Source organism: Pseudomonas sp. S3_B11 (genome assembly GCF_054667715.1).
Map to the genome: position 1 here is coordinate 3,259,015 of NZ_CP162749.1, position 22,866 is coordinate 3,281,880.

The window sequence follows — 22,866 nt, forward strand, 5'->3', positions numbered from 1 at the left end:
CCGTAACTGATAGAGGGTACCGAACATGGCACTACTCCATGTAGAAAACCTGCGCGTGGATATCCCCATGGGCAACAGCCCGACGCCGGATGACACGCTGCATGCAGTGCGCGGTCTGAGCTTTGAAGTCGAGCGCGGTGAAATGCTGTGCATCGTCGGCGAATCAGGCTGCGGTAAATCCTTGACGTCGCTGGCGCTGATGGACCTGTTGCCACGCAAGGCCAAACGTACCGCGTCCCGGCTGACGCTGGACGGTATCGACATGATCGGCCAGAGCGAACGGCACATGTGCGACCTGCGCGGCAATCGCCTGGCGATGATCTTCCAGGAACCGATGACTTCGCTGAACCCAGCCTACAGCATTGGCGATCAACTCAGCGAAGTGCTGACCCGGCATCGCAAGGTGTCGCGCAAGGATGCTCTGGTTCGCGCCGGGCAGATGCTGGAGAAAGTCGGTATCAGCAATGCCACCGAGCGCTTGCGGCAGTATCCGCATCAACTGTCTGGCGGTTTGCGCCAACGGGTGATCATCGCCATGGCGTTGATGTGCGAACCGGACCTGATCATCGCCGATGAGCCCACCACTGCACTGGACGTGACCATTCAAGCGCAGATCCTGCGCCTGATTCGCGACATTCAGAAAGAACTCGGCCTGGCGGTGATCTTCATCACCCACGATCTTGGGCTGGTGGCACGGATCGCCGATCGGGTCGCCGTGATGTATGCCGGGGAGATCGTCGAAACCGCCCCTGCCCTGCAACTGTTCGAGAACCCGCAGCATCCGTACACCCGTGGTCTGCTGGCCAGTATTCCAATCCCTGGCCAGACCAGGCCGGGTGAGGCGCTGGGTTCGATTCCAGGCCTGGTGCCGAGCCTGGTAGGCGAACAGCAAGGGTGTGCGTTTCGCAATCGTTGTGCTCAGGCGATACCGACCTGCGCGCAGAACATCCCCGAAGTCGAACAGGACGGACACATGGCGCGCTGCCTGTTCGCTGCACCGGCGCCAGCACCGATTCGCCTTCAGGAGCGTGCACGGTCATGAAAAAAGACATCGTTTTGGAGCTGTGTGACATCCGCCGCGAGTTTCGGATCAACCAGGGCTTTTTCAAACCCGCCGCCACCCTGAAAGCCGTGGATGGCGTTTCCCTGCGCCTGATGCGTGGCGAGACCCTCGGCCTGGTGGGTGAGTCCGGTTGCGGAAAAAGTACCCTGGCAAAGCTGCTGCTCGGTCTGCTGCCGCCTACCAGCGGCGATGTGCTGGTCAACGGCAAACACCTGGCGGCGACTGATCGCAAGGCAATGTCCCGGCACATTCAGCCGATATTCCAGGACCCGTATTCCTCGCTGAACCCACGCAAGACACTGCGCGAGATCATTACCCTGCCGCTGATCGTGCATGACATCGGCAGCCCCGCCGAGCGGCGCAAGAAGACCGAAGCGATGCTTGATGTGGTCGGTCTGCCCAAGCGGGTGATCGACAGCTACCCAAGCCAGCTGTCCGGCGGACAACGCCAGCGAGTCGCGATAGCACGGGCGCTGATCATGCGCCCCGATGTGCTGATCTGCGACGAGCCCACCTCAGCACTGGATGTGTCGGTGCAGGCGCAGATTCTCAACCTGCTGCAAGACCTCAAGCGCGAATTCGGCCTGACCTATCTGCTGATCAGCCACAACCTCGCGGTCATCGAACACCTCGCCGACCGGGTCGCGGTGATGTACCTGGGGCGCATCGTCGAAGAGCGTACGCGCGAATCGTTGTTTGCTGAACCCGGCCACCCCTATACCCGCGCCTTGCTGGATTCGGTGCTCACGCCCGATCCGCACCTGGGCATTCCCGATATCGGCCTGCACGGCACCTTTCCCAATCCGATGTCACCGCCGTCCGGTTGCGCTTTCCACCCGCGCTGCCCGAGCTGCTTCGCACCGTGCAAAACGGCCTACCCGGCCAATGATTCCATTATCGGGGGCAACGTGCGTTGCCACCTTCACGACAATCCTGCCCAAACACTGGAGCTTGTCCACTCATGAGTCGTTCATTGGCCATCAGCAACACCACAGAGCAATTCGACAACGGCGCCTTTTTCAATCTGCTCGAACGTAGCGTCGCCTTGCCCACCGAAAGCCAGGCAACGGACAGCCAGCCCGAGTTGTATCGCTACCTCAATGACTTCATCACCCCCCACGTCAAGGCGATGGGCTTCAGCGTCAATATCTATGACAACCCGGTGGCAGAGCGTGGGCCCTTCATGATCGCCACCCGCATCGAGCATCCAGAACTGCCGACCGTACTCAGCTACGGCCACGGTGATGTGGTGCGCGGCTATGAGGCGCAATGGCGTGAAGGCCTGTCACCGTGGCAAGTCACGGTCGAAGGCGATCGCTGGTATGGCCGCGGCACGGCGGACAACAAAGGCCAGCACCTGATCAACCTGACCGCGCTGGAGCAAACGCTCAAGGCTCGCGACGGCAAGCTGGGTTTTAACGTCAAACTGCTGTTGGAAATGGGCGAAGAAGAAGGCTCTCCGGGCTTGAATGCGTTCTGTGCCGCCCACAGCGAAGAGCTCGCGGCGGATGTTTTCATCGCCTCGGACGGCCCGCGCCTGGCGGCATCCCGACCGACGATTTTTCTCGGCTCACGCGGGGTGTTCAACTTCGAGCTGGTGGTCAATTTGCGCGAAGGCGCCCATCACTCTGGCAACTGGGGCGGCTTGCTGGCCAACCCTGGCATCATTCTGGCCAATGCCATCGCCAGCATGATCGATGAACACGGTCGGGTGAAAGTGGCAGGCCTGCAGCCCGAGACACTGCCGGAGCCGGTTCGCCAGGCGCTGGCCGACATTGACGTGGGTGGCGGGCCGGGCGATCCGGACATCGACGCCAACTGGGGTAACCCGCAGCTCTCGCTGAGCGAAAAGGTGTTCGGCTGGAACACCCTCGACGTCATCGCCTTCAAGACCGGCAACCCGGACGCCCCCGTGCATGCGATCCCTGGTAAAGCCAATGCCCACTGCCATATCCGCTTCGTGGTGAACAGCGACTACACGACCTTCATCCCGGCTGTTCGTACCCACCTGGATGCTCATGGTTTCAGCAATGTCGAGGTCAAGCCAAGCCGCATCGATGTGATGCATGCCACTCGGCTGGACCCGCAAAGCCCGTGGGTCAATTGGGCCCTCAGCTCCTTGACGCAGACCACCGGCAAAAAACCTGCGCTGCTGCCAAACCTCGGGGGCTCGCTGCCCAACGACGTGTTCGCGGACGTGCTCGGCCTGCCAACATTGTGGGTGCCGCACTCGTACCCGGCCTGCTCGCAACATGCGCCGAACGAGCACTTGCTGGCACCGGTGGTCAAGGAAAGCCTGCAAATCATGGCCGGTCTGTTCTGGGACCTGGGCAACGACGCGGCACGCCTGACTCAGGAGCATCAGTTGCGGGAGCAGGCGCAATGAGTGCCACGCCACAACAGGCGCTGGACTGGCTTGCCGACCAGCGCCCCGCCATGGAAGCGCTGCTGCAGCGTATCGTCGACACCGACTCCAACAGCTATGACAAGGCGGGCGTCGACGCGGTGGGCGCGCTGCTCGCGGAGGAACTGGAAGCCGACGGCATCCTGTTCAAGCGCATGCCGGTCGGTGATTTTGGCGACGTGATGCTCGCCGAAGTGCCAGGCGCCTCTGGAAAGCCGGTGCTGTTGCTGGGCCATCGCGACACGGTGTTCCCCAAAGGCACCACTGCGACTCGCGGCTACAGCCGCGACGCCAACCTCGCCTATGGCCCCGGTGTCGCCGACATGAAAGGCGGCCTGGTGCTCAATTGCTTCGCGCTCAAGGCACTCAAGCGCGCCGGTCAGTTGCCCTATCCGGTGCAAGTCCTGTACACCGGAGACGAAGAAATCGGCTCCGGCAGCGCCAGAGCCCATATCGAAAAAGCCGCCCGTGGCGCGCGTGCCGTGCTCAATACCGAACCCGGCCGGGCCAGCGGCAACGTGGTCAGCGCACGCAAAGGCGGCGCCACGCTGATCATCGAAGTCAGCGGCCGCGCGGCGCATGCCGGGGTCAACCATGCCGACGGAGCCAGTGCCATCGAAGCCCTCGCACGCAAGATCGTCAAGCTGCATGCCTTGACCGATTATTCAGCAGGCATCACGACCAATGTTGGCCTGATATCCGGTGGCACGTCCAGCAACACCGTCGCGCCTAGCGCCTCCGCCAGGCTGGACGTGCGCTTCATCGAACTCGAGCACTGGGATCAGATCTTTACCGCGATCCTGGGCATCGTCGCGGAAGAAGAGCTGATCGGCACCCGCGCCATCCTCAAGGAAGCGACGACCTTTCTGCCGATGGAAGCCTGTCACAGCGAACGGCTGCTGCAGATCTATCAACAAAAGGCCCTGGCGCTGGGTTTCAGTGTGGAGGGCGAGTTCACCGGTGGTTGTGCTGACTCCGGATTCACTGCCAGCCTGGGCATTCCAACCCTGTGTGGGCTGGGGCCGGTGGGTGGCAAGGTTCATACCGAGCGTGAGTACCTGGAACTGGATACGCTGGTGCCTCGGGCTCTGGCGTTGGTGGCGACTATTCTGGCTGTTGGCTAGGGTAGTTGAGGCTTTTTTTGGGGGGGGAATCTATTCGCGTTTTTCTGGACGGGGGGTGTGTATATCCGTTTTTTTGGTAACGGCGGCTTAGGGTTCCGCTCTTACAGCGGGTCACTTTCGAAAAGCGCGAAAGTAACCAAAGCGCTCATGCCCCACCACTTGGCACCTCGCTTTGGCTCGGTGTGCCCTCACTCCGGCATTGCTCCGTGGGCCCGCCGCGAAGGGCCATCCATGGCCCAGAGTGTGTAAAAACTCGAAGCCAACCTTGCTATGATTCTCCCAGGACTTCATCGCAAGGGCTGCCCATGAAACGCTTCATCCAAGGTGAACACCGAGATCAAACTACCTTGCTCCCCGAGAGCTTGGACGACTACGTCAGCGACACCAATCCGGTGCGCGTTGTCGATGTCTTCGTGGATGAGCTCGACCTGATCAGCTTGGGTTTTGACAGCGCTGTCCCCGCTAAAACGGGCCGACCGGCTTACCACCCTGCAGTCATGCTGAAGATCTACATCTACGGCTATCTCAACCGTATCCAGTCAAGCCGGCGCCTTGAGCGCGAGGCGCAGCGCAACGTCGAGCTGATGTGGCTGACCGGTCGCCTGATGCCGGATTTCAAGACCATCGCCAACTTCCGCAAAGACAACGGAAAGGCCATTCGAGGAGTCTGTCGGCAGTTCGTCGTACTGTGTCAACAGCTGGGGCTTTTCTCGGAACATTTCGTTGCCATCGATGGCAGTAAATTCAAGGCGGTGAACCACCGCGACCGCAATTTCACCAGCGCCAAGCTGAAGCGCCGGATGGAAGAGATCGAATCAAGCATTGCCCGTTATCTGAAGGCGCTGGATGAGGCTGATCGGGAAGAGCACAAGTCTTCAGGGCCCAAAGGCGGCCTGGAAGAGAAAATCGCCAAATTGAAGGAGCAGATGAAGGCGCTTCAGGCGATTGAAATACAGCTTGAAGCATCGCCGGACAAACAGATCTCGCTGACCGACCCGGACGCGCGCTCGATGATGATGACGAGCGGTCATGGCATCGTGGGCTACAACGTGCAGACAGCAGTCGATACCAAACACCATTTGATCGTCGCGCACGAGGTGACCAATGTCGGTCACGACCGTGATCAGCTTAGCTCGATGGCCCAGCAGGCCCGTGAGGCGATGCAAAGCGAATCGTTGTCAGTAGTGGCGGACCGAGGGTATTACAAAAGCGCAGAAATCCTGGCCTGTCATGAGGCAGGGATCACAGCTTATGTGCCGAAAACGCTGAGCTCGCGGGCCAAATTTGATGGTCGCTTCGGCAATGACGAGTTTGTTTACGACGCGGAAAAAGATGTGTACGTCTGCCCCGCCAAGCAAGTGCTGATCTGGCGCAACGCTTACGTCGACAAGGGCAAGAAGCTGGACGTTTACTGGCACTCCAACTGCCGAGCCTGTTCGATAAAGGCGCAATGCACACCGGCCAGAGAGCGAAAAGTTCGGCGCTGGGAACATGAGGCGGTACTGGAGGAAATGCAGGCCCGGCTGAACAATGAGCCGCAGATGATGATCATCCGCAAGCGAACGGTCGAGCATCCCTTCGGGACGCTGAAGCAATGGATGGGAGCGACGCATTTTCTGACACGGCGGCTGGCTGGGGTCAGTACTGAAATGAGCTTGAATGTGCTCGCTTACAATTGGAAAAGAGTGATGAAAATCCTTGGTGCGCAGGGTCTGATGAAGGCGCTGGCGGCCTGAAAGCCTGCCGTTTTGCCCCGTTAGTCAAGCTATGAAGCCTTGCTAGCGTTCGTAGGGGCCGCTTGGAGCTACAGGAACGCTTCAGGTTTTAATCAGTTGGCCAACACCTGTCGGCACTACGTGCCGACGATGTTTTTATCGGTTTTTACACACTCTGGGCCCAGCGCGGCTATCCCGGCATCCATGCCGGGATGCCCACTGCGCAATGCCTGCGTTCGGCCAGCGTGGTTTAACGGGGCACCCAGATCAAGATCTAAAGCAAGAGCAAGAGCAAGAGCGGGGTACATTTCGGCACCGATGTGGCTGAACCTCCGCTATCGCGAGCAAGCTCGCTCCCACATTGGATCTTTGGCAGACACAAAATCCATGTGCACCGCAAAACCTGTGGGAGCGAGCTTGCTCGCGATGAGGCCAGCACATCCAACATCACCGCAAACTGACACACCGCCTTCGCGGGCAAGCCCGCTCCCACAGAAGAAACGCGGTCCTATCAAGAACCAGGTCGGCTACCAGGCCGCCTCGCGGTGGACGTTGATCTCGGGCGCCCCGTTAACCACGCTGGCTGAACGAAGGTATTGCGCAGTGGGCAACCCGGCATGGATGCCGGGTTAGCCGCGCTGGGCCATGGATGGCCCTTCGCGGCGGGCCCACGGAGCAATGCCTTCGTTCAGGCACACCGAGCCTAGGCGAGGTGCCGAGTGGTGGGGCAAAAGCGTTTTGCTTACTTTTGACTGGGCCGGCTCCCGGGCTTTTCAAAAGTGAGGCGCTGTAAAAGCGGAACCATAAGCGGCCGTTACCGCAACAACGGATATACCCCCCTCTTGAAATCAAGCTTCCCAGGGGGCCACCGCATCGACATCAATGGCGTACCGCTCAATGGCCTCGGCACACACACTGGCATCGAGGCGCCCCATGTGCATCAGTGCAGTCAGCGCACTCAAGACAATCTGGTGGCGGTCCACTTCGAAGAACCTGCGCAACTGGTCGCGGGTATCACTACGGCCAAACCCATCGGTCCCGAGTACCGTGTAACGGGCATCGAGATAACTGGCGATCAACTGCGGCAAGGCGCGAACATAGTCAGTGCAGGCAATGATCGGCGTCGAGTCATTGAGCGACGCCTGGACATGACTGCAGCGCGAAGGCTGTCCAGGATGCAGTCGGTTCCAGCGTTCCACTTCACGGGCATCACGTGCCAGCTCGGTGAAGCTGGTAACGCTCCAGACCTGACTGTCGATGCCCCAATCGCTGGCCAGCAACTCGGCGGCGGCAATCACTTCGCGCAGGATGGCGCCGGAACCCAACAACTGAACACTTCCACGCGCATCCTCGACTTCATGCCGGGCGAACCGATACATGCCCTTGATAATCGCCTGTTCGACACCATCGGGAAGGCTGGGCTGCGGGTAGTTCTCGTTCATCAATGTGACGTAATAAAACTCGTCCACCTGACGCTCCAGCATCTGGCGCATGCCATGGTCCAGGATCACCGCGAACTCGCCGGCAAATGCCGGATCGTAAGCACGGCAGTTGGGGACCATCGCCGCCATCAGATGACTGTTGCCGTCCTGGTGCTGCAGACCTTCGCCACCCAATGTCGTGCGGCCTGCGGTGGCCCCGAGCAGAAAGCCGCGGGCCCGTTGATCCGCCGCCGCCCAGATCAGGTCGCCGATGCGCTGGAAGCCGAACATCGAGTAGTAGATGTAGAACGGCAGCATCGGCAAGCCATGCACCGAATAGCTGGTCGCCGCTGCAACCCAGGAGCTGATTGCCCCGGCCTCGCTGATGCCCTCTTCGAGAATCTGGCCGTCCAGCGCTTCTCGATAGCTCAGGATCGAACCGATGTCTTCCGGCTCATATCGCTGCCCCACGCTGGAGTAAATGCCGATCTGCTTGAACAGGCTGGCCATGCCGAACGTACGCGCTTCATCCGCCACGATCGGCACGATGCGCGGACCCAGCTGTTTGTCCCGCAGCAAACCACTGAGCATTCGAACGAACGCCATGGTGGTGGACATTTCCTTGCCTTCGGCAGCAACAGCAAATGCGCCATAGCTGCTGACGTCAGGCACCGCCAATGATTCGGCAGTCGAAGGACGCGATGGCATGTAGCCGCCCAATGCACGGCGGCGCTCATGCAGATAGCGCATTTCAGCACTGTCTTCATCGGGTTTGAAGAAGCTCAACGAGGCGGCCTGTTCATCGGTCAACGGCAGGTTGAAGCGATTGCGGAACGCGATCAGCGCCTCCCTGTCGAGCTTCTTCTGCTGGTGCACGGTCATCTTGCCCTGCCCGGCATCGCCCATGCCGAAGCCCTTCTTGGTCTGCGCCAGAATCACGGTAGGTTTCTTGCCTTCGAGCAGCGCGCGTTGATAGGCGGCGAAGATCTTCACCATGTCGTGACCGCCACGTTTCAGGCGGTCGATCTGTTCATCGGTCAGGCCTTGTGCCAGCTGCGCCAATGCCTCGTTCTGGCCAAAGAAATGATCACGGTTAAAGCGCCCGTCTTTTGCCGCGAACGTCTGGAACTGGCCATCGACGGTGCTCGATAGCGCCTTGACCAGCGCGCCATCCGCATCGCGCGCAAACAAGCCGTCCCAGTCAGCGCCCCAAACCAGTTTGATGACGTTCCAGCCTGCACCACCAAACAGCGCCTCCAACTCGTCGATGATGCGACCATTGCCACGCACCGGCCCGTCCAGCCGTTGCAGGTTGCAATTGACCACCCAGACCAGATTATCCAGTCCTTCCCGCGCGGCCAGCGTCAGTGCCGACATGCTTTCCGGCTCATCCATTTCCCCGTCGCCAAACACGCCCCAGACGGTTCGCCCGGAGGTGTCTTGCAGGCCTCGATGCTCCAGGTAACGCATGAAGCGCGCCTGGTAGATCGAGCTGATCGGACCAATGCCCATGGAACCGGTCGGAAACTGCCAGAAGTCCGGCATCAACCAAGGATGCGGGTAACTCGACAGACCCCGGACACCCTTGGCGCGCGCGCTGATCTCTTGCCGATAATGCAGCAGATCCTGTTCTTCCAGACGTCCCTCGAGGAACGCCCGGGCATAGACCCCTGGCGCCGAGTGCGGCTGATAGAACACCAGATCGCCACCGCTCCTTTCGGTTCGCGCTTTGAAAAAATGGTTGAAGCCCACTTCGAACAAATCCGCCGCGCTGGCATAACTGGCGATATGACCGCCCAATTCGCCATAGGCGTAGTTGGCCCTGGCAACCATGGCCAACGCATTCCAGCGCATGATCGAGGCCAGCCGTTCTTCGATGGCCAGGTCCCCTGGAAATACCGGCTGGCACTCAACGCTGATGGTATTGATGTATGGCGTGCCATGGCTGGGCCGCCAACCGATATCCGAGGCGCTTGCCACAGCCACCAGCATGTCGAGAATCTGTTTGGCCTGTGCCGTGCCGCTATGGGCGATAACCGACAGCAAGGCGTCCCGCCATTCAGCAACTTCTTGAGCATCTTCGGTGGTCTGGCCCGGCCATTGGGCACGAATATCGGACAGGTTCATGGGCATCTCCTGCAAATGTCGGGCAACGCTTCCAGGTGGCGCGAATAGCTCAATCGGGCGAGTTTCTTGACTTGCTCTACCGCGTCAATGACGGAGCGCTCGGCCCAGCTGTCTTGCCCTATCTGGTAGATGCACGGGTTGCCAATGGAAAGATTGTTCAACAGATACTCTTCAAGTTCACCGCAAACGAGAAAGCTGTAATCACACCCTGCTACGTGTACTTCAACGCACCTGTCAGCCCCTGTATCCGAAGCTTCAAGCTGTGCAAGCGCGATATTGTCAAAACAGCTGAACCCATGATGCATCAGGTCAATATGATCACTGTCAATTGCGGACACGATGACAACGATGCGGGTACAGCTCGAAGGTTCACGCATCCACTTCATGGTTTTGGAACGACAGTCGGCAGGTCGGCTCATGAGTGCGGCCTTTCCATTGGGGTCATAAATTCAGGCGTATGTGGCGATGACTTCGCTAAATGAAACAACGCTCTTGCAACCCGCTTTTCACCAGTGTCCGGGTCACCGATAAAATCTCTTCCACCTGTTTATCGATCGCTGCATGGGAGGCTGCGTCTTCCAGTTTGAGGACACGCAGTGGGTGACCGCAGACTGATCCCAGCCAGGTGAGACGGGGTATCGGGCTGACTTCGACATCCAGTAAAAAGCAGCCTTTGGATACGCCGCGCAGCAGTTGGCTGGCCCGGCAAGTGGTCGCCGGCGCCGTATCTATCGGGTTGGACCCAAACTGCAACCAGTCGAGCATGAACGCCCTGGATTGCTGGACCACCAGATAAGCAACCTGGTCCCAGTCGTCGATCGCCATGTGCAACTTGTCAATCATGTACTTGGGCAAAGCGGCGCTGGTCACGATGACAACTCCGGTATCCGCCAACGGTTCTTTCACCCAGATTGCAGACTGCGATATCGTATGCATGGTGGTACTCCCAGCGTGATTCCTGAGCCTGGCTGACACAATCCCCTGTGGGAGCGAGCTTGCTCGCGATAGCGTTGGTTCAGTGCCTACGGAGGTAACTGACAAATCGCTATCGCGAGCAAGCTCGCTCCACAGGCAACTCCAAGCAGTTCTACGCTTAGCCGTTACGAAACAGGAAGCTGTAGGCGTTCAGCGCCGGCGCCCCACCCAAGTGTGCGTAAAGCACTTTGGAACCTTCGGGGAATTCACCACGACGGACCATTTCAATCATGCCGTGCATCGATTTACCTTCATACACCGGGTCTGTCAGCACGCCTTCAAGGCTGCCGCACAGTCGGATGGCTTCCAATGTGCCTTCGTTGGGCAAGCCATATTCCGGGTAGGCAAAACGCGTATCGAGCACCACGTCCTCTTCCGTAATCTCGCGCCCCAACTCCACCAACTCAGCGGTGTGTCGGGCGATGCGCAGGATCTGTGCCTTGGTCTGTTCCGGCTTGGCCGAAGCATCGATACCAATCACATTCTTCGAACGACCGTCAGCCGCGAAACCGACAACCATGCCCGCCTGCGTACTGCCGGTCACCGAGCAGACCACGATGTAGTCAAACTTGAAGCCCAGTTCCTTTTCCTGCTGCCGCACCTCTTCGGCAAAGCCGACGAAACCGAGGCCGCCATAGGGATGCTCGGAACAACCCGCCGGAATCGGAAACGGTTTGCCTCCCTGCTCCACGACATCGCTCATGGCCTTTTCCCAACTTGGCCGAATGCCAATATCGAAGCCAGCAGCGTCAAGCCGCACATCAGCGCCCATGATCCGCGACATCTCGATGTTGCCTACGCGGTCATACACCGCGTCGGAATAGTTCACCCAGTTTTCCTGCACCAACACGCACTTCATGCCCAAGTGGGCAGCGACGGCAGCGACCTGGCGGGTCTGGTTCGACTGGATGCCGCCGATGGAAACCAGCGTATCGCAGCCTTGCTCGATCGCTTCGGGAATGAGGTATTCGAGCTTGCGCGTCTTGTTCCCACCAAAGGCCAGGCCACTGTTGCAGTCTTCACGTTTGGCATACAGCTCGACCTTGCCCCCCAGATGTTGACTGAGGCGCTTCAAGGGCGTGATGGGAGAAGGACCGAAGGTCAATGGATAACGTTCAAAACGATTCAGGTTCATGACTCTGCTCCTTGATATTGGATATCCAAGCGCCAGACCGAAAGGGAAAAGGCCGCATTCCAGGCTCTTTCAGGAGGCGCTTCGATGAGTTCAATATTAAGAAGAATCCGGAAAATATGTGTTGCAAGTTTCCATCACATAAAGAAACATAACTTTCAGAACAGCACACAAAACATACTTTCATTGCGTAGAAATCTATATGAAAGCAACAAATGTTCGCAAGAAGCCAGACACCTCAGACCCAGTGCCGCATCCACTGGATCGAACCGACCGCGCCATTCTCAAGACCCTGCAACGAGATGCCTCCATCTCCAACGTGGCTCTGGCGGAGAAGGTGAAATTGAGTGCCCCTGCTTGCCTCAGGCGCGTCGAACGGCTCAAGCAGGTCGGCCTGATCAAGGACATTGTCGCGCTGCTGGACAATGAAGCGCTGGATGCGGGGATGGTGGTCTTGATCGGCGTAGTGCTGGATCGCTCCACACCGGAATCCTTCGCCGCATTCGAGGCGGCCGCACAAAAGGTGTCCGGCTGCATGGAGTGCCATGTGGTGACGGGGGAGTTCGACTACTTCATGTTGCTGCGCACCAAGGACAGCAACAGTTTCAACCGGCTCCACGCGGAGCAATTGCTTTACCTGCCCGGGGTTCGCCAGATTCGCTCGTTCATGGGCTTGCGCCAGGTCTTGTCGACAACCCACATCCCTCTTTGAGGCTCCGGTCAGCCCGCCATATCATCGACCCGTAGAATGTGCCGGTTCGGCGTTCACCGCTTACTCAGCGGCGCATCAAGGGGAATATCGAGGATAAAGGTAGCGCCCTGCCCACCCCCCTCGCTGTGCACGGTCAAGCTGCCACCCATTTCCTGCGCAGCGAGCGCGCAACTGTGCAGGCCAAAACCGTGACCGTCTTTGCGCGTCGTGAAACCATGGGAAAAGATGCGCGCCAGGTGCTCAGGCGCAATCCCATTGCCGTTGTCGGCCACCGTGATACGCAATACTGCCCCGTCAGCGAGGGACGCGCTGAACGTGACGCATCGGCTGCGATCGATCACGCCGTCCAGCGCCTGCTTGGCGTTGTTGATCAGGTTCACCAGAATCAGCAGCATCCGGTGCCGGTCCAGGGGCAGCAGGGGCAAGTCGGCAATGTCCTTGACCACCGTCACTTCCTGGCGCGCCAGTAATCCAGCACTCATGCGCAAGGCATCGTCGATTAACTCTGCGACCGGCACTGTCTCGACGATACTGACGGCGACGGCATAGGACTGCTGGGCAGCGACAATGGTCTTGATGTGGTCAATGCCCTTGGTGAGTTGCCCGAGTTCTTCGATGATGCCCTGTTGCTCTTGCGCCACCACTTTCGCCAGCTTGAGCAGGTAATCAGGCAGCATCTTTCCCTTGTGGTCTTTGGTGAGGAAGTCGCTCAGGTCATGGACGTGTTCGTTCATCATTTTCGCCACCTTGCCCAGCCCCTGGGCCTTGGATGTGCGCATCTGGCTGCTGACCAGTTCTGCCGATACGTTCACGCTGTTGAGGACGTTGCCGACGTTGTGCAACACGGTCGTGGCGATTTCGGCCATGCCCGCCTGACGGGACTTTGCATTCAATTCGGTTTGCACCTGGCTCATGCGTAGCACCGCCCGTATGCGAGCCTTGAGCTCCAGCGGCGAGAAGGGTTTGGCGATATAGTCATCGGCGCCACTCTCCAGCCCGGAGACGCAGGCCTCGCTACCGCCGCGGGCGGTCACCAGGATCACGGGCAAATGGGCAAAACCGGGGCTGGCCTTGATTCTGGCAGTCAGGCCGAAGCCATCGAGCTTCGGCATCATCACATCCGAGACGACGACATCGATGGGGTGAAGCTGCAGGAGTGCCCAGGCCTGCTCTCCATCAGTTGCGGTGGCGACGCTGTAGTCGTCGCGCAACAGTTCGCTGAGATAGCCAAGCATTTCCGGGCTGTCGTCGACTACCAGAACTTTGGATCGCAAGGCGTGTTCCGGGTGCTGCTCGTCCGCTTCTTCCATCGGCGCCCGGTCATTGCGAATGCCAAGGCGAACGTCGTCGAAACGCAGGTGGCGCTGCTCGGTTGTGCTTGCCGTGCTCGGTGATGATCGCTCGAACATGTTGCTGACTTCGGTCGGTACAGTGTTTTGCTCGGCCCCCAGCGGAAGTCGAACAAAGAAACACGAGCCCTGTCCGGGCTCGCTGTTGACGCCGACTTCGCCCCCCATCAGTTCGACCAGATCCTTGACCAGGGCGAGACCGATGCCGGTGCCGCTGTAGTGGCGTGTGGCGGAATTGTCGATCTGGGAAAAACGCTGGAACAGCAACGGCAGTTTGTCAGGCGCAATGCCAATCCCCGAGTCTTGCACTGCAAATTCGAATCGCTCGCCATCAAGCGCAGTCACCGTCAGGTGCACGGTGCCGCCAGCGGGCGTGAACTTGATGGCATTGCTCACCAGGTTGAGGAGAATCTTCTCGAAGTGCCGGGGGTCCAGGAACACCGTGCCGAGCGCGGGATCGATGCTGCAGGTCAAGGCGCAGCCTTTACTCTCGGCCACCATGGCGGCATCCTCGGCCAGCACACCCACCGTCTTGTTCAAGTCGACTGGCATCGGACACAACTCGAACTTGCCCGCTTCGGCCTTGGAGAAATCGAGGATGTCGTTCACCCGGTTCATCAAGCGCAGCGCGTTGCGTTGGGCGCGGTCGACTTGCACATGCCAGTCCGCCGGTGGGGTCGTCGCCGCCGAGAGCTGTTCCAGGGGAGCGAGAATGAGGGTCAGGGGGGTGCGCAGTTCGTGGCTGACCGTGGCCACGAAATCGCTCTTTGCCTGGTTAGCCGTCTCGGCCTGGTTGCGCGCCTGAATGAGTTCGATGGCCTGCGCCTCGAGCACCTCGGTCTGGTGGTGCAGCGCGTCGGTCCGCTCGGCGACCATTCTCTCCAGAGAGGCCTGGACTTGCTGTCGTTCGGCTTCGGCCTCGGCCTCCAGCACCTGGATGCGCAGGGCATTCTCCTGGAACACCCGCACGGCGCGGGTCATGATTCCAATCTCGTCGCCGCGTTCGGCGCTGGCGATCTTTGCGTTCAGGTCGCCGGCCGCAAGCCGGCGCATCACCGAGGCCAGGGCCACGATGGGCTGGGCGATGAATCGCGACGTGCTCCAGGCGATAGCGCCGGCCAGCAGGATGGCGACGGTACCCGCAATGATCGTCGCAAGCATGCCGCGATCATTGTGGATCAAGGCATCGGAGCGCGCCTGGCCTGCGAAGCGTGCCACCAACAGGCCGGCGCTTCGTGCCTCGTTGCGAACCTGGTCGCGCGCGCCGCTCAAGGCGTTGCTCGCCTGATCAAACCGGGCGAATGCCGCCCTGTAGCCGGCAATCTGATCGCTGACAGTCAGCGGGGTAGCCTTGGCTTGCAACCCCACGGACGAAGGGAGGACCCGCGCGAGACGGGAGAGCTCGTCCAGAATCTCGCCGACCGAACCGGCGACCTCGGCCGACGGTGACAGGCGAAACGACAAGGTCTGCGCCTCCAGGGTGGCAACACGCTCGGCGAAACGCTTGGACAACGCGGCTGCGTTGTGCAACAAGCCGGTTGCTGCCTGAATGTCATTTTCGTCACGGGAAACATGCTCGTCCACTTCACCCAGCATGACATCGAGGCGCTCGACCAGATCCTCGACGGCGGCCAGATGCCGCAAAGCCTCGTCTCCCCGGAGCTTGGGCGTCTCGCCAAGGTGCTCGACCGCCAGGCTGACAGCAGCGAACGCCGTCGCCAACTGGTCCAACGTCTCTCGCTCCTGCGGCGCCTCCATCAACTCGCGCAATTGCTCGACCACCGGCGGGAGCGCCGCGCAGGCGTTGCGCGCCGCAGTGACGGCCGCCCCATCACCGGACACCAGCATCTTGGCCACATTGACGATGATGATCCGTTCGCCGTCGCGCAGGATATCCAGAATGCGGTGAGCACTTTCGATGCCGCTCACCCGCGCCTCGTGCTCAGCGGCGCGGGCATCAATCCCCTTCAGCCCATCGGCGATGCCCTGTTCGACGAGAATCGTCGCCTCTCGCATCCGCCCGTAGTGGGCTGTCATGTTCTCCGTTTCGCCATCCATGGTCAGGGTCGCCGCCCGCAAGGCGGCGATTGCCGCGGCGAGCCTTTCCAGGCTGCCCTTGAGCGATTGCGCCTCTGTCACCGGAATGGCGGAGAGGCCGGCGATAGCCGTCGCCACCATGCCTTCGGCCTGGGACAGGCTTTCCTGGTCGCGGGTGGCGATGAAGTTTTCCACCCGCCCGGTGGCCCCGTTGACCGAGGCCAGAATTTCCGCGGAATGGCTGGCGGAATCCACCGCACGAACCATGCCTCGCAGGCCATAGAGGTTCACGAGCGACACCACCAGCATCAGGAACACCAGCGCGGCGACCGCCAGGCCAATCCTGATGGCAATGGGCCTGTCCGTGGAGGATTTGAATGTCAACATGGCGCCTCGCCTCCTCGCTCCAAGCCTGCCACTACTGCTTCGTCGCCTCCGGCAAAGGCGTCGGCGGCGCCGTATTGCTGATGGCCGCGTCGATCATCGCCGCAACGGAAGCCTGGCTGTAGGAAGGATTGGCAGCGCCGCCCACCGGCATCGTGGCGAGCCAGGTGTCCAGGTCTTTCGCATCGATGCGTACCAGCGGCACCTCGACGAACTTCGGCACCTGCTTGCCCGCCAGAATCTGCTGGGCCACCCAGAAACCCACCTGGGAGACGCTTGGGGAAGCGGAGACAGAGACGGTCTCGTAGCCATTGGCATCGCGCTCCTGTTTCCACAGGGCGAGTTCGTCCTGACGGTTCCCCATCACGATGATTGGCAAAGGGCGTCCCGCTGCCTTGAACGCCATGGCTGCGCCATAACCATCACCGCCCTGAGTCGCGACGGCATCAATACTGGGCAGCGACGGCAGCGCCAGCGCCACCTCCTTGCGTGCGACAGAAGCCGTCCAGTTCCCGTATACCGTCTTGGCGAACTTCAGGCCCGGATAGTCGCCAGCGGCCTTGCGAATGCCGTCGCTGATGTTTTTATCGGTGGCATCGCCGGCAATGCCGCGAATCTCCAGCAGCGTTCCGTTCCCCTTGAGGCGCCCGGCGATATAGTCCATTTCCACGCGGCCCATGGCGGACCAGTTGTAGTCGACGGTATAGACGCAGGGTTCGGTGACCAGGCTGGCCATGACGACCACCACGATGCCGGCGTTGCAGGCATCGCGGATCACCCCGTTGAGGGCCGTGTCGGACGCGGCCAGGATGACGATGGCGTTGGCGCCCTTGACGATCATGTCCTGGATATGGGCCGCTTGTTCCGATGCCGAGTTATTGGCGCTGACCACCGGAGCCTCGCGGATCAAGCCATCCTTTTGCGCCTGGGCCGCAATCTCCTGCCAGTTGCGCACCATCACCTTGCGAAAATCGCTGCCCGCGTAGGAGTTGCTGAAGGCAATGCTATAGCTTGCGGTAGAGCCGCCGACGATGCCGCCGTCGGCAGCTTGGGCCGGATTGACAGCAACCAGCACCAGCCCGGTCACGCAGCCGGCGAAGCGCCAGAAGATTTTGTGGGCGTTCGAAATACGCCGATGGACACGTGTTACCAGACTGCGCATTCGACCATTCAGATAATAGAACCGGGCATGAAGAATCAGACACATACAGACTCCTTTCCTTGGTGGGCGACACGTGAAACCAGCACATTGCCTGCAGTGGCAATGAGCATAGTCTCAACGTGCCCGCTTCGCGCGGCCATGGAGGATTTCAGCCAACTGAGCGCCCCTGGTCGCGCACCGACACTGTCACCCGGGGGTGATCAATACTAGCGTGGCCTACGGAATCGACCCGGTACTGACACCACTGCACGCCCCTACTTCACCTGCGCTTCCTTCAAAAGCCAATGCGCAAATGCCTGGATGGGCACACAGCTCAGCTCAAGGGGCTCGGGTAACACGAGGCAAAAAGTCTTGGCGACATTCGTCTCCTGCGGCCATGGCGCAACCAGCCGGCCTTGCGCCAGCTCTGCTTCCACGTACAAGCGCGGTACAAGTGCCACGCCGAGACCAGCCAGTGCGGCTTCGATCAACATCGCATGCAAATCGTAGCGCGCGCCCATCGCTGCGTTGCTCAGGAAAATCCCGGTTTCCTGGGCATAGCGCTGCCAGGCATCCGGGTTCTGCCGGCGGTGCAATCGCGGCAGTGAATCCAGAGCCGTTGCCTGCTTGCCCGGGTCCAGGAGGTCAGGATGACAGACAGGAATCAACACTTCGCTCAACAGCCGATGCGTATGCATGCCTGTCCAAGCTGGGTGCTCAAAATGGATAGCGGCATCGAAGCCGCTGCCGGCAAGCACGAACGGTTCCATACGTTCCGAGAGGTGCACGCAGATATTCGGGTGTTGCTCGCCAAAGCCGGACAATCGAGGAATTAGCCAACGCAGGGCAAAGGTTGGGCTGACGGCGATATCCAGGCTTGCGCCGTCGTTGGGCTGGCCCATCAAATACTGGCTTTCCCTGTCGAGCCGGTCGAGTAGTTCGCGCACTTGGGCAGCGTAGCGCTCACCGTTAGGCAAAAGCCGCACGCGGTTGCCAACGCGCTCGAATAGCGTAACGCCCAGAAAGGCTTCCAGGCGCCCCATCTGCCGACTGATGGCGCCTTCGGTCAAGGCCAATTCGTTTGCGGCACGGGCGAAACTGCCATGACGGGCTGCTGTTTCAAAGGCTATCAAGGCGGCGTTACTAGGGAGTTTTCGACGCATGGGTTTTCCTGAGGCAAGTCTAGGCATCCACCTTGATGTTTAGTCACTGAATGGTGCAATAAAGTCGTTTTATAAGCGATTACCGTGCCACTAGCATGATGAAACATCAACCCATGAAGTGAAATTTATGATTTACACAGTCGAATGCAACTACGCTGAACCCGCCAGCGAAGCCGAGTGGAACGCGTTTTACAGCCTGGAAAAACTGCCAGCGCTGATCTCGGTGAGCGGATTTAGCTCCTCACAGCGTTTCAAAGCCTTGAGCGGCAATTGCCCGGCCTACCTGGCCCTGCATTCAGTCGACACGCCAGCCGTGTTGCAGAGCGACGAGTACCGCCAAAAAGGGGGTGGCAATTTTTCCCGTTGGCAGTCGCACATCACTGATTGGAGGCGCAACCTCTATGCCGGGCTGGACCGAGCCGTTGCCGTGGGCGCGGACGAATTCCTGTTGCTCAGTGAACAAGGCCCTCAAATACTGATTGAATTAGGCCTTACACCTTTAGCGCTACACGCAGTTGCTTTGGACAAGAGACCTGCACACCGCTGGCTGGCCAAACTGGATTGCACTCAGGCAAAGGACAGCGATCTGCAAGGGCTGGATGTCTATTGCGCAATGACCGTGCAGTTACAGTCATGAGTAACGTGGACATAAATCACCGGAGACTCCCCAGCCAGCAAATCGGCGAGTTTTCAATCACAGCCATCAGCGATGGCTACTTGGGTGCGAGCCTGGATTTTCTCGCCAATATCGCGCCAACGGAGGCGGCCCGACTTCAGTTAGCCGCCGGGATCAGCGAGCCAGCGTCGATCCATATCAATTGTTATCTGGTACGTGGGCGTGGCCGCACGATTCTGATCGACGCCGGCGCCGGCGGTTTCAATCAATGGGGCGGCGAGTTGCTGGCCAATCTTGCATTGGCTGGCGTGCAACCCGGCGAAATAAATACGATTCTGCTGACGCACGCGCACCCCGACCACACCGGTGGCTTGTTGAATGCAGCGGGAGAAATGGCCTTCACCAATGCTGAATTGGTTGTGCACCAGCGAGAGCTAGCGTTCTGGGAGGACGATGGCCACCTTGGTCAAGCCAGTGAACGCGCGCGTGGAAACTTTCTGTTTGCACGAAGGGTGTTCGAGCGGTACCGGCAAAATCTGCGCCCGTTCACCGCCAATGACGTACTGCCTGGAATCAGCGCGATGCCGTTGCCTGGGCATACCGTCGGGCATTGCGGCTACCGCTTCGAGTCTGCGGCGAGCAGCCTGCTGGTGTGGGGCGATATCGTTCATTTTCCTCAGATTCAGATCGCGCGCCCCGATGTCACGATTGCCTTCGACCAGGACCCATTGCTATCGGCGGCCACGCGAACGAGGCTGCTGGATGTTGCCAGTTCAGACAACTTGATGGTCGCTGGCATGCACTTGGCCGCGCTCGGCTTTGCTCATATCAAGCGTTCCGGTAACAGCTACACCATTGCTTACGAGACGTAAGCCAGGTACGGGCAGCAAGTCGTCTTACGACAGTTTTTCTTCGCGCCTGAAAACCTGCTTGGGGCGCTAAAGGGGCACATTTATTTTCGCTGCTGACGCTGGTCATGAGAACGGCGTCAGCAGGACCTGTGGGTATCACCATAGATGTCAGCACGGTCCGCCATTCCCCGGCCTGCGGGAGCCTTTCGCCCCCGCCCGTAAAATATCGCCCCAGCGACGCACCAGATAGTTGTGCTCATCCATCACCGAGTTCCACACAGCGATGTGCCCCATGCGCTGCTCATAGGAACCGCCATCGCGCACATCACCGATGTCAATCAGCGGCAAACCATCACTGCCCAGCAACTCCTCTCGCGCAGGTTGACCGGCGTACCAGTAATCCCACTCGGCACTGCTCAGATGGTCGCGGCTGCGCGCCGGGTTGCCGATGTAGTAACCCTGACGCGCCATCACCGCGCCGGGCCAGCCGGACAACCACCAATTGAGGTATGCGTAGGCCGCATCCAGCACCGGGCCCTGGGCGTGGCGCGACAATGACAAACCGCCGAACCAGGCGCGGTAGCCCTCGCGAGGTACCGCCAGACGGTATTTCACCCCGGCGCGATGCAGGCGCATCAACGTCGGCGACCACAGGCTCTGGATATCGATGCTCGGGCTGAGCATCAATTGCGCGGCCTCCTCGTCATCGGACCAGAACGCCGCAAAGTGACCTTCCCTCTGTTTGCGCACCAGAATATCGGCCAGCACATCGATCTCTTCGATGCTCATATTGCCGATGTCCTTGAAGCGCGCCAGCCCCGCGCCCTGCGCCGCCAGCGCAGCATCCAGGGCACCGATGGCCGCATCGCTTTGCAGCGCAGTGCGCGCACGCCACGCGGGGTCGAGCAACCACCCCCAACTTTCATTGTCGTGGCGAAAACCCTCGGGCAAGCGCTCGGGCCGGTAGGCGAAACTGTCGGCGTTATGGGTCAAGGGCAGCATGCTGATTCGCTCAGTGACGGTGCTGCCGAGGCTGCCATCGTGCTGCACGAATAAGCGCTCGCTAGGCACGCTGCCGCTGCCCAACCGATCGTTGGCGGACAGGCGGCCGCGCTTGGGCAGGTCGTTGATCTCATGCCACAACGCAATGCGCCGCGTATCGATGGGCTGGATCGCCCGGGCTGGCCACACGAAGTCGACGTTGTGGAACCACTGGTCGTACAGGTCGTAGCTGTCGGGCTGCATCACCGCGATGCGCTGGGCCTGTTCGACGTCGTGCACCTGGTAAACCAGACGAATACCCAACTCCTGTTCCGCACGAACACGCAGGCATTCGAGCAAGGTCACTGAGGTGCCAAGGACGCGGAGTGTGATCATGCGGCGAACCGCTGGGAGAACACGTCAAAGGAGCGCCGCAGCAGCGCGGGATCTAGGCCACGCAGGATAAACACCAGCCGCGATTGTCGGTCAGTGCCCGGCCAGGCGGGCAAATGCACCGGGGCATGCAAACAATGCTGCACACCATGAATGACGATGGGGGCGTTGCTGGTGTTCACGTTGAGCAGTCCTTTGACACGAAGGATTCGTTCGCCGTGGCATCTTAACAGCATCGACAACCAAACCCCGAAGCCGACCCAATCCAGCGGCTGGTCGAAGGTCAGGCTGCACACTTGCGCAGCGCCGTGGGTGGCACTGGTACTGCGATGCAGTTGCCAGCGACCGACTTCCACTGTCGGCTCGGCGCTGCGCAGACCTTCACCGAGCAACAGTTGATCGCCGCAGCGCACGTCGCAGGTATTGAGGATCGGCGTACCGGCATTGAGCGCTTGCAGGTGCGCTCGCAGTGGGGCGCAGTCCTCCACCAAATCGGTCTTGCTCAACAGCAAGCGGTCCGCGGCGGCGACCTGGGCCAGCCACTCCGGATGCAGGCGCTCTTGCAGCGCGGCATGGCTGGCGTCGACCAAGGTGACCACCAAGCCGATGTGGAAGCGTCCGCGCAATTGCACATCGTTGTTCAACGTGGCGAGGATTGGCGCCGGGTCGGCCAGGCCGGTGGTCTCCAGGATCACCCGTTTGAACGCCGGGATTTCGCCACGCTCACGGCGTTGCAACAGGCCGAGCAAGGCGTCTTTGAGTTCGCCACGAATCGAGCAACAGATGCAGCCACTGGGCAGCAGCACAGTATCCGGGGCGACTTCTTCCACCAGCAGATGGTCGATGCCGACGTCACCGAATTCATTGATCAGCAAAGCGGTATCGCCGAGGCTCTCGCCTTGCAGCAGGCGCTTGAGCAAGGTGGTCTTGCCGCTGCCGAGGAAACCGGTGATGACGTTGAGAGCGATGCTCATACGGCTGACTCCAAGTGATCCAACAGGCGCGGGTCCAGGGGGTCCAACGGGCGACCGAGCATGGTTTCGGCCGCTCGCCAGAGTTGATCCAGGCCACTCGCCAGTTCTTGCTTGCCGGTCGCGCCGAGCAGCAGATAAGAGACACCCTGAAAGTCTTCGACCTTGAGCCGGAACACCGACAGTACCTGATTGATTGCCGCGATACGGCGCAGGCGTTCGCGGCGCCTGGGCAGCTCATCGCCCAGGGGGTCGCTCCAGTGCAGGTCTTCGCCGAGCAAACCGCAGAGTCCGCACATGGCTACAC

The 22,866-nt window shown here is 60.2% G+C and carries 18 protein-coding genes and 2 pseudogenes; 8 read left to right on the forward strand and 12 right to left on the reverse strand.

Features of this window, described 5'->3' with window-relative positions; all coding sequences use genetic code 11:
* Positions 1-25 precede the first annotated feature (25 nt).
* From AB4O22_RS14710 to AB4O22_RS14730, 5 genes are all read left to right on the forward strand, one after another.
* Positions 26-1,042 carry an ABC transporter ATP-binding protein gene (locus AB4O22_RS14710; RefSeq protein ID WP_003200501.1) on the forward strand — a complete coding sequence of 339 codons (1,017 nt, stop codon included), beginning with the start codon at positions 26-28 and terminating at the stop codon, positions 1,040-1,042.
* Entirely contained in the window at positions 1,039-2,028 is a 990-nt protein-coding gene (locus AB4O22_RS14715; RefSeq protein WP_057447900.1) for an ABC transporter ATP-binding protein, read from the forward strand. Before AB4O22_RS14710 ends, AB4O22_RS14715 begins: the two co-directional genes overlap by 4 nt.
* Positions 2,025-3,449 carry a M20 family metallopeptidase gene (locus tag AB4O22_RS14720; protein WP_460096607.1) on the forward strand — a complete coding sequence of 475 codons (1,425 nt, stop codon included), beginning with the start codon at positions 2,025-2,027 and terminating at the stop codon, positions 3,447-3,449. The genes AB4O22_RS14715 and AB4O22_RS14720 overlap by 4 nt, the downstream gene beginning before the upstream one ends.
* A complete protein-coding gene (locus AB4O22_RS14725; protein ID WP_460096608.1) occupies positions 3,446-4,591 on the forward strand; it encodes a M20 family metallopeptidase in 1,146 nt (381 codons plus the stop codon). Before AB4O22_RS14720 ends, AB4O22_RS14725 begins: the two co-directional genes overlap by 4 nt.
* Before the next feature lie 305 nt (positions 4,592-4,896).
* Entirely contained in the window at positions 4,897-6,327 is a 1,431-nt protein-coding gene (locus tag AB4O22_RS14730; RefSeq protein ID WP_460095985.1) for an IS1182 family transposase, read from the forward strand.
* An 827-nt stretch (positions 6,328-7,154) separates the two neighbouring features.
* Here the strand turns inward: AB4O22_RS14730 and mdeB are convergent.
* The 4 genes from mdeB to AB4O22_RS14750 all read right to left on the reverse strand — a co-directional run bounded on the left by mdeB (position 7,155) and on the right by AB4O22_RS14750 (position 11,964).
* Complete coding sequence (mdeB, locus tag AB4O22_RS14735) at positions 7,155-9,854, reverse strand: alpha-ketoglutarate dehydrogenase (protein WP_460096610.1); 2,700 nt, start codon at positions 9,852-9,854, stop codon at positions 7,155-7,157.
* Entirely contained in the window at positions 9,851-10,273 is a 423-nt protein-coding gene (locus AB4O22_RS14740; RefSeq protein ID WP_223470463.1) for a hypothetical protein, read from the reverse strand. Before AB4O22_RS14740 ends, mdeB begins: the two co-directional genes overlap by 4 nt.
* A gap of 55 nt (positions 10,274-10,328) precedes the next feature.
* Complete coding sequence (locus AB4O22_RS14745; RefSeq protein WP_223470465.1) at positions 10,329-10,790, reverse strand: transketolase; 462 nt, start codon at positions 10,788-10,790, stop codon at positions 10,329-10,331.
* Positions 10,791-10,947: 157 nt separating this feature from the next.
* Positions 10,948-11,964, reverse strand: coding sequence for a 1-aminocyclopropane-1-carboxylate deaminase (locus tag AB4O22_RS14750; protein WP_003200489.1), 1,017 nt, complete (start codon positions 11,962-11,964; stop codon positions 10,948-10,950).
* Positions 11,965-12,163: 199 nt separating this feature from the next.
* Between AB4O22_RS14750 and AB4O22_RS14755 the strand changes: the two genes are divergently transcribed.
* A complete protein-coding gene (locus tag AB4O22_RS14755; protein ID WP_038858455.1) occupies positions 12,164-12,673 on the forward strand; it encodes an Lrp/AsnC family transcriptional regulator in 510 nt (169 codons plus the stop codon).
* Positions 12,674-12,726: 53 nt separating this feature from the next.
* On the opposite strand, the gene AB4O22_RS14760 is transcribed toward AB4O22_RS14755, so the two are convergent.
* The 5 genes and pseudogenes from AB4O22_RS14760 to AB4O22_RS14780 form a co-directional block, all read right to left on the reverse strand.
* Positions 12,727-13,587 (reverse strand): sensor histidine kinase, encoded by an 861-nt coding sequence (locus AB4O22_RS14760; RefSeq protein WP_375538863.1) that lies wholly within the window; start codon positions 13,585-13,587, stop codon positions 12,727-12,729.
* Positions 13,588-14,082, reverse strand: a pseudogene (locus tag AB4O22_RS14765) (response regulator transcription factor); the annotation flags it as partial.
* Between the two features lie 51 nt (positions 14,083-14,133).
* Positions 14,134-16,446 (reverse strand): annotated as a pseudogene (locus AB4O22_RS14770) (sensor histidine kinase); the annotation flags it as partial.
* Positions 16,447-16,477: 31 nt separating this feature from the next.
* Positions 16,478-17,650 carry a substrate-binding domain-containing protein gene (locus tag AB4O22_RS14775; protein WP_460096612.1) on the reverse strand — a complete coding sequence of 391 codons (1,173 nt, stop codon included), beginning with the start codon at positions 17,648-17,650 and terminating at the stop codon, positions 16,478-16,480.
* Between the two features lie 209 nt (positions 17,651-17,859).
* The gene (locus AB4O22_RS14780) at positions 17,860-18,747 is read right to left on the reverse strand and encodes a LysR substrate-binding domain-containing protein (protein WP_460096613.1); all 888 of its coding nucleotides are present in this window, start codon (positions 18,745-18,747) and stop codon (positions 17,860-17,862) included.
* A gap of 127 nt (positions 18,748-18,874) precedes the next feature.
* On the opposite strand from AB4O22_RS14780, the gene AB4O22_RS14785 reads away from it, so the two are divergent.
* Both AB4O22_RS14785 and AB4O22_RS14790 read left to right on the forward strand, forming a co-directional pair.
* Positions 18,875-19,384, forward strand: a complete 510-nt coding sequence (locus tag AB4O22_RS14785) for a hypothetical protein (RefSeq protein WP_038858450.1) — start codon at positions 18,875-18,877, stop codon at positions 19,382-19,384.
* Complete coding sequence (locus AB4O22_RS14790) at positions 19,381-20,235, forward strand: MBL fold metallo-hydrolase (RefSeq protein WP_460096614.1); 855 nt, start codon at positions 19,381-19,383, stop codon at positions 20,233-20,235. The genes AB4O22_RS14785 and AB4O22_RS14790 overlap by 4 nt, the downstream gene beginning before the upstream one ends.
* 147 nt (positions 20,236-20,382) lie before the next feature.
* On the opposite strand, the gene AB4O22_RS14795 is transcribed toward AB4O22_RS14790, so the two are convergent.
* The 3 genes from AB4O22_RS14795 to AB4O22_RS14805 are packed head-to-tail and all read right to left on the reverse strand — an operon-like array spanning position 20,383 to position 22,858.
* On the reverse strand, positions 20,383-21,591 hold the full coding sequence (locus AB4O22_RS14795; protein WP_003200473.1) for an ABC transporter substrate-binding protein: 1,209 nt from the start codon (positions 21,589-21,591) through the stop codon (positions 20,383-20,385).
* Positions 21,588-22,562 (reverse strand): CobW family GTP-binding protein, encoded by a 975-nt coding sequence (locus tag AB4O22_RS14800; RefSeq protein ID WP_003200472.1) that lies wholly within the window; start codon positions 22,560-22,562, stop codon positions 21,588-21,590. The genes AB4O22_RS14795 and AB4O22_RS14800 overlap by 4 nt, the downstream gene beginning before the upstream one ends.
* Complete coding sequence (locus AB4O22_RS14805; RefSeq protein WP_038858445.1) at positions 22,559-22,858, reverse strand: hypothetical protein; 300 nt, start codon at positions 22,856-22,858, stop codon at positions 22,559-22,561. Before AB4O22_RS14805 ends, AB4O22_RS14800 begins: the two co-directional genes overlap by 4 nt.
* Positions 22,859-22,866: the final 8 nt, after the last annotated feature.